14 protein-coding genes are annotated in these 12,647 nt (G+C 40.0%); 2 read left to right on the forward strand and 12 right to left on the reverse strand.

Annotation, left to right across the window (positions count from 1 at the left end; all coding sequences use genetic code 11):
• The 6 genes from ACFX4X_RS04405 to ACFX4X_RS04430 form a co-directional block, all read right to left on the reverse strand.
• Complete coding sequence (locus ACFX4X_RS04405; RefSeq protein ID WP_089364044.1) at nucleotides 1-666, reverse strand: 3-oxoacid CoA-transferase subunit B; 666 nt, start codon at nucleotides 664-666, stop codon at nucleotides 1-3.
• Nucleotides 633-1,322 carry a CoA transferase subunit A gene (locus tag ACFX4X_RS04410; RefSeq protein WP_284472040.1) on the reverse strand — a complete coding sequence of 230 codons (690 nt, stop codon included), beginning with the start codon at nucleotides 1,320-1,322 and terminating at the stop codon, nucleotides 633-635. Before ACFX4X_RS04410 ends, ACFX4X_RS04405 begins: the two co-directional genes overlap by 34 nt.
• A gap of 23 nt (nucleotides 1,323-1,345) precedes the next feature.
• The gene (locus ACFX4X_RS04415; protein WP_377381943.1) at nucleotides 1,346-2,710 is read right to left on the reverse strand and encodes an aspartate aminotransferase family protein; all 1,365 of its coding nucleotides are present in this window, start codon (nucleotides 2,708-2,710) and stop codon (nucleotides 1,346-1,348) included.
• A 178-nt stretch (nucleotides 2,711-2,888) separates the two neighbouring features.
• Nucleotides 2,889-3,218 carry a hypothetical protein gene (locus tag ACFX4X_RS04420; RefSeq protein WP_061463606.1) on the reverse strand — a complete coding sequence of 110 codons (330 nt, stop codon included), beginning with the start codon at nucleotides 3,216-3,218 and terminating at the stop codon, nucleotides 2,889-2,891.
• Nucleotides 3,219-3,438: 220 nt separating this feature from the next.
• Nucleotides 3,439-4,413, reverse strand: a complete 975-nt coding sequence (locus tag ACFX4X_RS04425) for a S66 family peptidase (RefSeq protein WP_284470440.1) — start codon at nucleotides 4,411-4,413, stop codon at nucleotides 3,439-3,441.
• 355 nt (nucleotides 4,414-4,768) lie between these two features.
• The gene (locus ACFX4X_RS04430) at nucleotides 4,769-4,921 is read right to left on the reverse strand and encodes a YjcZ family sporulation protein (RefSeq protein WP_081108834.1); all 153 of its coding nucleotides are present in this window, start codon (nucleotides 4,919-4,921) and stop codon (nucleotides 4,769-4,771) included.
• A 305-nt stretch (nucleotides 4,922-5,226) separates the two neighbouring features.
• Here ACFX4X_RS04430 and ACFX4X_RS04435 point away from each other — a divergent pair, with 305 nt between their 5' ends.
• Nucleotides 5,227-6,315 carry an SGNH/GDSL hydrolase family protein gene (locus ACFX4X_RS04435; protein WP_176431996.1) on the forward strand — a complete coding sequence of 363 codons (1,089 nt, stop codon included), beginning with the start codon at nucleotides 5,227-5,229 and terminating at the stop codon, nucleotides 6,313-6,315.
• Nucleotides 6,316-6,368: 53 nt separating this feature from the next.
• Here the strand turns inward: ACFX4X_RS04435 and msrB are convergent, their stop codons facing one another.
• On the reverse strand, nucleotides 6,369-7,328 hold the full coding sequence (msrB, locus tag ACFX4X_RS04440) for a peptide-methionine (R)-S-oxide reductase MsrB (RefSeq protein WP_377381949.1): 960 nt from the start codon (nucleotides 7,326-7,328) through the stop codon (nucleotides 6,369-6,371).
• Between the two features lie 170 nt (nucleotides 7,329-7,498).
• On the opposite strand from msrB, the gene ACFX4X_RS04445 reads away from it, so the two are divergent.
• The gene (locus tag ACFX4X_RS04445) at nucleotides 7,499-8,239 is read left to right on the forward strand and encodes a DUF4397 domain-containing protein (protein ID WP_377381951.1); all 741 of its coding nucleotides are present in this window, start codon (nucleotides 7,499-7,501) and stop codon (nucleotides 8,237-8,239) included.
• Nucleotides 8,240-8,293: 54 nt separating this feature from the next.
• Here the strand turns inward: ACFX4X_RS04445 and ACFX4X_RS04450 are convergent, their stop codons facing one another.
• The 5 genes from ACFX4X_RS04450 to ACFX4X_RS04470 all read right to left on the reverse strand — a co-directional run bounded on the left by ACFX4X_RS04450 (nucleotide 8,294) and on the right by ACFX4X_RS04470 (nucleotide 12,138).
• The gene (locus ACFX4X_RS04450; protein ID WP_284470436.1) at nucleotides 8,294-8,878 is read right to left on the reverse strand and encodes a YpmS family protein; all 585 of its coding nucleotides are present in this window, start codon (nucleotides 8,876-8,878) and stop codon (nucleotides 8,294-8,296) included.
• Nucleotides 8,875-9,717 carry an SGNH/GDSL hydrolase family protein gene (locus ACFX4X_RS04455; RefSeq protein ID WP_377381954.1) on the reverse strand — a complete coding sequence of 281 codons (843 nt, stop codon included), beginning with the start codon at nucleotides 9,715-9,717 and terminating at the stop codon, nucleotides 8,875-8,877. Before ACFX4X_RS04455 ends, ACFX4X_RS04450 begins: the two co-directional genes overlap by 4 nt.
• Nucleotides 9,718-9,990: 273 nt before the next feature.
• Complete coding sequence (locus ACFX4X_RS04460) at nucleotides 9,991-10,581, reverse strand: SCO family protein (RefSeq protein ID WP_317777014.1); 591 nt, start codon at nucleotides 10,579-10,581, stop codon at nucleotides 9,991-9,993.
• A gap of 150 nt (nucleotides 10,582-10,731) precedes the next feature.
• A complete protein-coding gene (locus ACFX4X_RS04465) occupies nucleotides 10,732-11,574 on the reverse strand; it encodes a DegV family protein (protein ID WP_061463620.1) in 843 nt (280 codons plus the stop codon).
• Between the two features lie 213 nt (nucleotides 11,575-11,787).
• Nucleotides 11,788-12,138 (reverse strand): DUF2535 family protein, encoded by a 351-nt coding sequence (locus tag ACFX4X_RS04470; RefSeq protein ID WP_317777016.1) that lies wholly within the window; start codon nucleotides 12,136-12,138, stop codon nucleotides 11,788-11,790.
• Nucleotides 12,139-12,647 lie beyond the last annotated feature (509 nt).

Here is a 12,647-nt window from a genome sequence, read left to right on the forward strand (position 1 = left end):
TCATTCTTTTAAAATATGGATGTTTTCTGAGACGGTAAACAAGGCTTCGGTCCGATTCCTGATTTCCTGAATACTGAACGGTTCAAATACATCAGTTAATAAAAGGCCTTCCGAATTTACAGAAAACACCCCTAGCTCAGTGATGATCATATGTACGCATTTCTTGGCGGTTAACGGCAACGTACATTTTTTGACTAATTTAGACATGCCCGCTTTATCGGTATGTTCCATTAAGACGATGACCTTTTTTGCCTTTGCAGCCAATTCCATGGCACCGCCCATGCCTGGCACCCGCTTTCCCGGGACAATCCAATTAGCGAGATCCCCCACTTCACTTACTTGAAGGGCTCCAAGAATCGTGATATCCACCCTGCCGCGCCGTATCATCCCAAATGCAACCGTACTGTCGCAGTAGGAAGCCCCCGCTCTAATGGTGATCGGCAGCCCCCCAGCATTGCAAAGATGGGCATCTTCTTTACCCTTTTCAGGAGAACTGCCAATACCTACAAGGCCATTTTCAGCATGAAACATAACCTTATGGTCATTCAAAAGATGATTCGGTACAAGGGATGGAATGCCAATTCCCAAATTGACCAGCATCCCATCGCTTATTTCTGATGCTGCCCGTTTCGCTATTCGATTTCTATCTTCGGTTCCCAAACCCATTTCCAATCGACTCCTTTTGATGGAATGATATAATCCACAAAGGCACCCGGTACAATGATGTCCTCTGGATCCAAAGAGCCAAGCGGAACGATTTGCATGGCTTCGACTATAGTGATTTGTCCGGCCGTAGCTACAAGTGGATTCGTATTCCTGGCGCTTTTATCAAAGATGAGATTTCCATAAGGATCTGCCATTTCTGCATAAACAATGGCAATATCGGCAGTTAATGCAGATTCCACCAGATAATTTTTCTCACCTAGCTTTACGGTTTGCTTGCCGTCCCGGACGAAATCAGCCTCAATTCCAATATCAGTCAATACCCCACCTAGCCCCATCCCCCCGGCCCTGATGCGTTCGACAAGCGTCCCTTGCGGAGAGAACTCCACTTCGAGCTCTCCATTGTTCATCAATAGTCCTGCATTTGGATTGGAACCGATATGGGAAACGATGATTTTTTTCGCACGGCGTTGGGTGACAAGTTTTCCAATTCCTATATCAGGGAAACCTGTATCGTTCCCAATCAAGGTTAAACCCTTTATACCTGACTCCAAAATCAAATTGATCAATCCTGGGGGTGTCCCTATGCCACCGAACCCCCCATACAGGATGGACTGATTATCTTTAAAGAGATGGCGGACATCCTCCAAATGACAAATCTTCTGGAATGTATTTTCCGGCACTATGACTCACTTCCTTGTTGTGCTGGCCGTTTTCCTTTGAATTCATTGAATTGCTGAAAAGTTATATCGATCCTCATTAACAATTCTGCACACTCCTCTTCCGATATAGTTAACGGGGGGGAGATGATGATGGCTGCCCCGGTCACACCGTCAAGGCCTGCCGCCGCGGGATACAGCAGTATTCCATTCCTCATTCCCAATTCAATGATTTCATTGGTCACATCGGCCTCCTTCGGAAATGGGGACTTCGTGGCTTTATCCTGAACAAATTCGATGCCAATCAATAAACCCCTGCCACGTATATCACCGATAAAGGAATACTTCCCAGCTAACTTCTTCAGGCCCCTAATTAGGTCCTTTCCCCTATCGGCTGATTTTTCGACAAGTTCATTCCTCTCGACATATTCTAAAACGGCCAAAGAAACCGCACACGATAATGGATTTGCACTAAGCGTATGGCCTCCGATAATTGACTTCGAGCCTTTGATTATTGGCTCCATCACGTTTTTGGTCATTACTGCGGCCGCTATCGGGGTATACCCGCCACTCATACCTTTACCAAATGTTACGATATCAGGTTCCACATCCCAATATTCGGAAGCAAGCATCCTACCGGTACGTCCAAATCCAGTCATGACTTCATCGGCAATGAATAAAATATCATTCTCTTCGCAGATTTTCTTGAGTTTTTGAAAATAACCATCAGGAGGGATAATGGCACCTCCGGCTGCTCCAATAACAGGTTCTGCGATGAAAGCCGCTATATTTTCACTGCCAATACGCCGGATCGACGCTTCCAATTCAGAAGCACAGGCCATACCACACGTATGGGGATCAAGTTGGAGTGGACACCGGTAACAATATGGAGGAGATACAGAAGGATATGATTCAAGTAAAGGAGTAAATCGTTCCCGGCGAATCGGATGGCCAGACATTGAAAGAGCCCCCATCGTGATACCATGGTAGCTCATCCACCTCGATATGACTCTCTGTTTCTTGGGCTTCCCTTTTTCCTGCCAATGCTGGATGGCAATTTTCAATGCAGTTTCAGTCGCTTCGGAGCCGCTGTTTACAAAAAAGCTATATGTCAGATCCCCTTTGGTCAATTCAGCAATTTTTCCGGCAAGATTCTCTGCAGCTTCACTGGTAAATTGGGAACGATATACAAATGAAACCTGTTGAGCCTGTTTTACCATCGCCTCCATGATTTCCTGGACGCCATGGCCAATATTGGCAGTAACAGCACCGGAAGAAGCATCAAGGTAATCCTTTCCTTCTTTGTCGTATAAAAACACACCCTGACCATGACTGATAGTCGGGTAGGTTCCTCCCAGGACCGGCTTTATCAATGAAGACTGCTCCATAAACCCACACACTCCTTCTCTTTATAAACAAATGCATTATTGTAAAGTGTATGTCCAGATGAAGGCAATCTTGCTAAGGAAATTGACCTATGCATGTAAACGGATAAATTTCTTGGTTTCATGTTCAGGAAAAAAATAGGAACAAAAAAAGTGTATCCACAAGAGATACACTTTTTTCTTACAATACGCTATTTAGTTTATCTTCACGAATTGACTCCAAAAAACTTTCATCCTTTAAAACAGCCAGCACATTTTTATAAAAAGCAGTTTTATCGATAACTGAAGTATGTACATATTCATACTCTTTTAAAGACGGATGACGCAAAACATTTTTCATGCAGGAATGACAAACTTTTTTGGTTCCTAACTTATAGTAGTTCAAGTTACTTGCATCCCCATTAGAAGTGTCTTCGTTACAGACGAAACATGTATGGCTCACACGGCCTTTTTTATTATACTCGGCCAAAGCCCCTTCTAAACGAATGGATGCGGGAATTGTTAATAACACATAATCACCTTTTCTATTTTAAATCTCTTAGTATTATATCAGAAAAATATAGAATTTGAACAATTAGACTCATATTCCCTAATAATGCTTGTAAAATAGGACTATTTCCAGTGTTGGTAAGCGGAAAGACTCCTAAAATACTCCAAAATGAAAAATACATTTTACATACCCTGAACAGATAAAACACCGTCCACTTTTTGAACGGCGTCATCAAATTGTATCATGAATGGATCTGGATCGTTGCTTTTCCGTTCTCCACCTTCATTACTGCATTTGCACCAACCGGCACCGTCACAAATGGATGTACATGACCAAAATTGGCATTAGCAATCACGGGTATCCCATTTATCTCCTTTTTGGAAGCAATGATTTCCTGCAAAGCATATTCAGTCATTCCCGAATCCTTTTGGAAACGGCCTATGACGATTCCTTTAATCCCACTTGCATCTGGCTGATGCAGCAAGGATTGTAAATCCCGGTCAAAGCTAAATGGATGGCTTTCTTCGTCATCTTCTATGAAAAGGATACTGTCCTTTAAAGAAGGCATAAACTCTGTACCTTGCAATAGATTGAGTGTACAAAGGTTTCCCCCAATGATCGTCCCAGCCGCTTCGCCTTCCTGAATGACCATATATCCAGCATTCGGGTGGAAAGTTCGGTCATCCTGTTCTAAATGCCAAGAGTCATCACTCCACGTTTCACTTGGATCAAGATAAAAGCCTTCATTTTCAATAACAGCCTTTTTAAAATATTCCATTGTATATTCCAGACCAGCCTTCATCCCGAACGTCGAGAAATGAGGACCTGAGTATGTAGTTAAGCCTGTTTTTTTATGAATGGCCAGTAAAATTGCGGTTATATCACTATACCCCATCAACACTTTTGGATTTTCCTTTATCAACTCGTAATCGATATATCGTAACAATTGGTTAGCGTTATACCCCCCGATGGCTGTAAAGATTCCCTTAACATTCGGATCCCTGAAGGCCTCATGCAAATCCTCGACCCGGTCTTCAATCGAATTCGAGAAAAAGTCATCATGGAACAAAGCCGTTTTACCATATGTCACTTTAAAACCAAGCTCAGTCAATCTTTCTTCTGCCAATCTGCGCTGTTCCCCTTTGACAATCGCCAAACTTCTTGAGGGAGCAATAACGCGAATTTCATCCCCTGCTTGTAAATGGGAAGGTTTCATATCTTTATCCCCCTAAATTAATTACATCTGTCGTTATTTTAGCAGAAATGGTGAATAAAGAACAACCAAGACTCTTAAGTACTGAAATTCCCTTTTCCAATCTTCCCTGCAAAAAAACTGGGAGTCATAATTTCCTTTCGAATCCTTTTGGCGCCGTTTTCCTCATCATTGGCATCCTCTCGTCATTCCCGTTGTACCGTATTGGAAAAAGGAATGGTTATGTATTGCCTGTACTGTATATATCCTTATCCTATCAGTAAACAATTATGGATTCTGTGAAGATTCCCAGTCAAACCACCAAATTCCCTGCATAAAGAAAAGACCAGCTTTATCAACTGGTCTTTTAGTTATTCAATTAGCAACAGAATGAAGCACCGATGATAATCAACAGAATGAACAAGACAACGATTAATGCGAAGCCTGATCCAAATCCGCAACCGCCACCGCAGCCGCCACCGAATCCACCACCATAACCAAATCCTCCACCATATCCACCATATCCGTACATTAAGTTCCACTCCTTTTAGAATTCTGATTTCTCTTTACACCTTACCATATGTCATTACGCCCGCCTCGGTCTGTGCATTTGCCTATTTTTTTGAATTTAAGAAAAAACTTCTCGAATCAACACCTTCAGAACCGTTATACATACAATAGGCGAACCACCAAGAGCAACATGAAAAATGTCAAAAAAACGTTTTATATTTATTGTGTTAAAATTGGGATATAATAAGGAAAAAACATTTCTTAGCCTCTTTAAGCTATCTCATTCCTATATAGATACATAAAAGGTTAATACGGGGGAACATAATTTTGAAAAAGAACGCAAAATCCTTCATCCCTTTCGCTGCAATCGCCACGATCCTTCTCATCTGCTATGTCCTTCAGAAAGCTCCTAAAACATATGGATCAGATGATTCAGTAAATGTTTATCAAAAATTCCAATCAGGCCAGCCCATTCAGTATCTCGTTATTGGTGACAGTATCGGAAGAGGGTCAGGAGCTGAAAATCCTAATCTAACATGGTTCAAACAGTTAGAAAATATGATGATCAAAACCAATGATATTCCTTTACACGGAGAGTACGTTGTCCAAAGCGGATCCACTGCTTTTGAAGGTCTATTTAAGCTTTCCCAAAGAAGGCAGCATGATCATAAAGATTTGATATTCTTCATTTTCGGTGAAAATGACCGCAAATATATGAATGTCGATGATTTTACCATGACATATGAAGCTTTAATGAGAAAGGCAAAACGTCTCAACCCTAATGCCGAATTATTCACAATAACAGAGAGTTCCTTGAAATATGAGGAATTTGCATCAGCCATCGGACTTTTATCCAAACATTATGGTGCAACTAATGTGGATATGCGTCCAATATTCAAAGATTCAGGATATACGGAAAAGCAATTGACCAGAGATCTGATTCATCCAAATGGGCTGGGTTATCAATTTTATGCTAATGCAATTTATGAACGCTTCCTGGATAATATAAAACGTGGGAAGACTGTTGCAGCCCTTCCATCTAAGCTTCATGCCCATTCTGATATTAAATTATCGGAGATTGACCACTATGAAAAAATGAACGGTTTCCGTCCAAGGGGCGGCTATTTTACTAGTAGTGAAAAGGGCAGTGTGATTGAATATAACTTCAATGGAAGTATGCTTGGAGTGAAGCTGCTCAGGAGTCCCGATGGCGGGGAAGTTAAAGTATGGATCGATGGAAATGAAACCACGACTTTGAATACGTGGTGGCCGTTTGCCCGTGAAAGATATTTATTTGTCACAAATGGGCTTCCTCCCGGTTCACATAAGGTCCGTTTTGAGGTGACTGGCAGAACTAAAGCAATGGATCTTACCATCATTCCATATGTCCGGATCGCATCGATCATCACCGATTGAATCCTATCCAATAATAAAGACCCCCCTATCATTATCAGGTAGGGGGGTGCCATTCAATCAAAAAGCTTTTTGTATTCTCCGAATCCTTCTTTTTCCAGATCTTGGAGCGGGATGAACTTCAATGAGGCAGAATTGATGCAATAGCGTAATCCCGATGGTCCCGGTCCATCATTAAAAACATGACCAAGATGAGAATCGGCAGTTTTTGAGCGGACCTCGATTCTTCTCATACCGTAACTCGTATCGAGGTTTTCCACCACTTCCTCTTCCTTTAGCGGTTTAGTAAAGCTTGGCCAACCGCAGCCTGAATCAAACTTTTCCTTTGAAGTGAAAAGAGGTTTACCTGAAACGATGTCCACATATAACCCTTCCTCCTTCAAGTTCCAATATTCATTGTTAAATGCTGGTTCCGTACCATTATTTTGCGTTACCTCAAATTGAATCGCTGAAAGTTTCTGTTTTAATTCTTCTTTACTTTTCATTTTTTCCCCCCAGTGATGTTTTATAAATGCTTTTCGGCCTGAGCCAATCGAATATCTTTCATAATGCTCAGGTTGCTTTTTATAATAATGCTGGTGATATGTCTCAGCTGGATAAAACGCTTGAGCTGGTATAATCGGCGTTACAATCGGTTTGGAAAATTTCCCGCTTGCCTGCAGCTTAGCTTTGGATCCTTCAGCAATTTCACGTTGGTTTTCGTCATGATAAAAAATGGCCGTTTGATAAGAACTTCCCCGGTCATGAAACTGCCCTCCAGCATCTGTCGGGTCAATTTGCTGCCAAAACATCTCGATTATTTTTTCATATGGATATACGCTTGGATCAAAGGTGATCTGAACAGCCTCATAATGTCCCGTGGTTTCAGAACAAACTTCTTTGTAAGTAGGATTTTCCGTAGTCCCGCCCGTATAACCCGAGATAACGGATTCGATGCCAGGCTGCTCATCGAACGGTTTCACCATGCACCAAAAACATCCACCTGCGAATGTTGCTTTCCCTAATTGCTTTGTCAAATGAAAATCCCCCTTTTTTACAAACAAACCATTGAATGCATTTTAACGCTTTTATTTTGCCCTGTAAAATAATATGCCGATAAGTCCCTATTAACGAAAATGGTCCAGACACACGTCCAAGCATATCACCATATGATGAGATCATTATGGAAAAATGAGAGGTGTAAGAAATGAGCGATAAACAATCATATTTACAAAAAGCGATAACTTATGATTTACTATCGTCTTATTATAAATACAGCAATCCGCATTTGCATGATTATTATTACCATAAGCATTTGAAAAGTCTCGAAAAAGAAGCACAACAATTGAGATTTGAACAAATGAATGTCATACTGCCTGCACAAGTTCGCATTATTCATGCTGCCCCAACAGCTCCATCGTTTGATGTTTATTTAAATGAAATGCGTATTCTTAAAAATTTCTCATTTAAAGAGAACAATGATTATTCGACATTCCCCCCCGGCAATTACCAATTGGGTATTTACCGCAGCGGGCAAGGCACCTCACTTTTGAGCCGTAAAGTGACGCTCGAAAGCGGGAGGTCCTATACCATAGCCGCTACCTTGGCTAACGGGTCGTTGAATATGTTAACTTTCGAAGATAATCCGTTTGTTCCTCAAAATGAAGCCAAGGTTCGATTCATCCATCTTTCAGATGATTTACCCTCGGTAGATATTGCCGTCAAAGATGGTGATGTCGTTTTTGAAAATCTCCATTTCAGGAAAGCAAGCGATTATCTTAATTTACATCCCATGATAGTCGACTTTGAAGTGAGGAAAGCTGGGACTAAAGAGATTGCGCTTCATTTGCCAAATAATAGTTTCCGCAAAAATACTCCCTCAACCATTTATTTAATCGGATTGAATCGGGAACCATCCACGCTGGAAACCGTAACACTCTCTCCATAAATGAATAAAAAACCAGGATGAAATGATCCTGGTTTTTTATTCATTTACTCCCTATCACTGTAATGATGATGGGATGGTCAATAAAAATGAAATGTCGTCATTTTTAAGATCGAATTTTTTCGCCTTGACCCTAATGTCGCTTTTCAATTCCATATCCTGTAATGAGACATAAATACTTTCGTCATTTGGGTTGATGCTTACCCAATCCGGCATGTTATAACGCTCATTTATTATATTCATTACATATGAAACAGGTAAGTTCATTTGTCCGATGGCAATTGATTTTTGCTTTAAGATCAAATCCCCATTCTTTTGGGCGATTGGTTCAAAAGTCAATTTCATTTCCACTTCACGATTGAAAAATGGCATTGTACCGTATAACTCGACTTCATCCGTTAAATATACTTCGTAATGAAAGGATCCCGTCAGGCCTTCTTTATCAAGATACTGGTTAATTAATCTTGTCAGATCTTCCCGATTCGTGTGAATTTGAAATTGGATATCTTCTTCGTGGCTTACTTTTGGTATCAGTTCTTTATCTTTAGTCGGCAAATTAACTAAAATCAAAACAAACACGATGACCAGGATGTTTAGGGCTAATAGGGAAATAAACATAGTCTTCCATTTGATATTTGTCATTCTTGGTCATCATCTCCTTTGGCACTCGCTTCCAATGTGTCCTTTCCGATAGTGGTAATATCCATATCATTGTAGATTCTTGTCGCGATTAATTCATATCCGCGGTCATTTGGATGAAAATAATCCTCATCATAAAGCAAATCCTCTTTGGAATCCTTGAAAATATCTGCTATTTCAATAAAATAGGCTGAATCATATTCTTCAATAATCTCTTTCCCGCTTTCATTCCAATCATTCATGATCATATCAAGTTCATAAAAATCTGCGAACCATTTGGAAAAGGGATTATATACGCCCACCAGGTAAATTTGGGCATGATCATTTTCGGAACGGATCTTATCGAGTATTTGCCTCAATCTTTTTTCATACCCTAATTTAGCCGAATCAAACTGATTCAGTTCCAAATTGGAGAAATTCTGTTTAAAGACCTTCATGATATCATTTCCACCGATCGTGACAACAATCGAGTCAGCTTGTTTTATGTCTTCTTTAATCCTAGCTTTATCCAGTCTTTTCAATAGTTGGTCGGTCCTATTTCCACGTATGCCATGATTAATCATCTCAACGGAAGTAATCGATGGTTCTTTTACCAGCTTATTTTGTAAATAAGGAAGATACCCGCCATTATCTTTACTATCACCGACACCTTGAGTCAAGGAATCGCCTATCGATACGATTTTCACAGGGTCCGGAAAAAAGCTGGCAGGAATTGTTTCCTTTTTACTCAGCTCAACTCTGCTTTTCTGCTGAATAGTTGGCTGATTTGAGGCCGTTTCACTTTGGCCGCAGCCTGAAATCCAAACTAGGCATATGAAAAGACAGGTGATTCTGTACCTCATGACCCTCACCTTCCTACCCATGTATTATATCATGAAGAAAACGAATAATTGCAAACAATATACCTTACTTGAGCATTCCTTACTATACAATATGAAAAATGCAAGGAATAAAAGCTAGTCCTATAAAATTTAGCATGTACTGAGCATGTAAAATCATTCTTCACTTCTCCTGATTCTTCAAAACCACTTACCTCATTTTCACCAGCGTTAATGGGCCCTACCAGAAATCCGTATGAATAGATGAAAACAGAAAGAACAGGTCATTTAACCTGTTCAATAATTCTGTAAAATTTTAATATGCTTAATAATTTCATCAAAGGGAATATCCTGCAGACCTGTATAATCCTTCATGATCTTTCCTTTTTGATCAATTAGAAAAAAGCTGGTCCCATGAATCACCTGATCTCCCGTCTCTGGTTTTTTGACGATTAGTTTAAAGTTATCCCGTGCAAACCGCTCAATTTCTTCCTGACCATAACCGGTTAGAAAATGCCAATTGCTGTAATCGACATTAAATTGGTCACCATACTTTTTTAAAACATCAGGCTTGTCAATCTCCGGGTCGACAGAAAATGAAACGAACTCAACATCAGATATACCTTCATCCTTCAATTGCTGCTGCAGTTTCGTCATATTGGAAGTCATGGGCAGACAGACCGTCTTGCAGCTGGTGAATATAAAATCCGCAACCCAAACCTTACCTTTTAGATCACTTTTTGAAAAAGCTTTACCTTCCTGATCAATGTAACTAAAATCCTCAAGATCCCAATTTTTGGCATCAGGTACACCATTGGAACCGCATGCTGTCAACAGCAATAAAATAGATGCCCCCATAGCTGCCATACGCAAACGCAGCTTTCTCATCCCTACCCCGTCCTTTATGTATAAAATATTCTGTTACTTTATTTATTCTAACAGACCAATAGGAATGAGGACAGCAACACTTTTACGAATTTAAGACAATTTTACAAATGAAAGACATCTCCAGTACGCAATCATGCAGCTTTATCCTTATCAGTCCCAATAATACATGATTGCCATGGCGCCTTCACCTGTATGGGTACTGACAACGGCAGTGGTTGCTTCTATCTTTATGTCTTGATACCCTGTTAAATCTGCAATGGCCTGGCGGACTTTATCTGCGATTTCAAAACCATTTGCATGTACAAAACCAATGCCGCTAATTTTTTTGCCTTGTGTATCTTCTTTGAATTTCTTAATGATGAACTTCACTACCTGTGACTGGCTCCTGGCTTTGGATACAGGATTCAGGACACCATCGTCCAGAAGTGCAATCGGCTTTATGTGCAGCAGTGAACCGATAAATGCAGAAACTTTGCCAATCCTTCCGCCTTTAACGAGGTTATCAAGTGTTTCTATGACAATGATTAAACTTGACTGCTTTTTAATGTGTTTCAAGCGATCGATTATCTCTGCTACGGATTTCCCTTCCTTCGCCATCTTCGCTGCCTCGATCACCTGGAATGACATTGCTTTTGAAATGAATTTCGAGTCAAAAACGGTAACCTTCGATTCAGACATGCTTGCTGCACTTTCCGCTGAGCGTACAGTGCCGCTCATGCCACCTGTCATATGAATGGAAATAATCTCACTGCCGTCTTTTCCAAGTTCATTATATACCTCCACAAAGGTACCTGCGGCTGGTTGTGAGCTTTTTGGAAGTTCTTTTGATCGGTTCATCCTTTTCAGGAATTCTTCTTGTTCTATTTCAACCTTATCCAAAAAAGTTTCCCCATCTATATAGATCGATAAAGGAACCATTGTTATATCATAATATTCTAGTTCTTCCGGTGTCATATCAACTGTTGAGTCTGTTACTATTTTTACTTTATTCATGATTACACATCCCTAATTAACATATCTATTGTATTATACCTATTAAAGGTACGCATTCAAACCAAATGTTATCTTTTTCAAGTGAGAGAATACTCATCTATTGAAATGATCACAAAAAAAAACCGACCCATGAGCTAACCCGAACGCATGCCGATTAACACGGCATTCGTGGTATCTCTTTTATCGGAGAAGTTAGCTATGGGTCAGTCCGCATCACGCATTATTGAGTAAGCCCCCAAAGAAAATCTTGTTATAAACGGGCCATTTGAGTACGGATGCTAAGTAATGCTTAAATGAGTAATTTTCTTTATGATCTTTATTAGCAAAAACTTTCTTTACAAATACTTCCAAACGCACGGTCAACATAAAAAAATTCGGATCACTAGGCAGTAAGACAGGTATTTCTGAAATGGTGACCTTATGTCCAAAACAATCTTTGAATTCCAAGCATTTGAACATCAATATATCAATCCTCATTTTTAACCGATTGCTTACATTATACACAATAAATCCAAAATTATAAATATTCAAATGTGTAAAAAACAGACAAATCAAGCTTGACATCGATTAAAAAAAAGACCCATAAGTGATATTATCCCCTTAAAGTAGAAAGTGTAAAAAGTCCATGAAAAAACATGGATGTTACACTATTACTTGGAGGGGACTTTATTATGGCTAAAAAAGGGGGATGAATTTTAACTTATTCCAAGGAATTCAAGATCCAGGTTGTCCAAAGTTATATAAATAATTGGGGCAGCCAATCTGCTATTGAAGGAAATATGATCTTAAAAGTAGGCTGTTTTCACATACTTTGTTGCTATTTACCAGGTAGTGAGTTGTGGTTGATTTCCCCTCCAGATGCTCGCTTTCCGCTCCAATCAACCTTAAATAGTTTCGTTTTAAAAACAACAATCTTTACGAAAAGAGCCTAAAAGTAAAACGCAGTTAATGGATTGGGTGCGAAAATATCAAGATACTGACGGTTTTTTTAGACTCAACGGGAAAAAGCAGTGGTAACAAGGGCTAAAAAAACCTTGTAGGGGTCGGTTTCTCGTAAAAAAAATTCGATAGCG

This window comes from Peribacillus sp. YIM B13481 (genome assembly GCF_042787985.1).
GTDB lineage: Bacteria > Bacillota > Bacilli > Bacillales > DSM-1321 > Peribacillus > Peribacillus simplex_A.

What these genes read in the sequence shown, in the direction of transcription:
- ACFX4X_RS04405 (WP_089364044.1), bottom strand. Translation starts at nt 666, where the DNA reads ATGGGTTTGGGAACCGAAGATAGAAATCGAATAGCGAAACGGGCAGCA.
- ACFX4X_RS04465 (WP_061463620.1), bottom strand. Translation starts at nt 11,574, where the DNA reads ATGAATAAAGTAAAAATAGTAACAGACTCAACAGTTGATATGACACCG.
- ACFX4X_RS04425 (WP_284470440.1), bottom strand. Translation starts at nt 4,413, where the DNA reads ATGAAACCTTCCCATTTACAAGCAGGGGATGAAATTCGCGTTATTGCT.
- ACFX4X_RS04430 (WP_081108834.1), bottom strand. Translation starts at nt 4,921, where the DNA reads ATGTACGGATATGGTGGATATGGTGGAGGATTTGGTTATGGTGGTGGA.
- ACFX4X_RS04445 (WP_377381951.1), top strand. Translation starts at nt 7,499, where the DNA reads ATGAGCGATAAACAATCATATTTACAAAAAGCGATAACTTATGATTTA.
- ACFX4X_RS04415 (WP_377381943.1), bottom strand. Translation starts at nt 2,710, where the DNA reads ATGGAGCAGTCTTCATTGATAAAGCCGGTCCTGGGAGGAACCTACCCG.
- ACFX4X_RS04450 (WP_284470436.1), bottom strand. Translation starts at nt 8,878, where the DNA reads ATGACAAATATCAAATGGAAGACTATGTTTATTTCCCTATTAGCCCTA.
- ACFX4X_RS04470 (WP_317777016.1), bottom strand. Translation starts at nt 12,138, where the DNA reads ATGTCAAGCTTGATTTGTCTGTTTTTTACACATTTGAATATTTATAAT.
- ACFX4X_RS04460 (WP_317777014.1), bottom strand. Translation starts at nt 10,581, where the DNA reads ATGAGAAAGCTGCGTTTGCGTATGGCAGCTATGGGGGCATCTATTTTA.
- ACFX4X_RS04455 (WP_377381954.1), bottom strand. Translation starts at nt 9,717, where the DNA reads ATGAGGTACAGAATCACCTGTCTTTTCATATGCCTAGTTTGGATTTCA.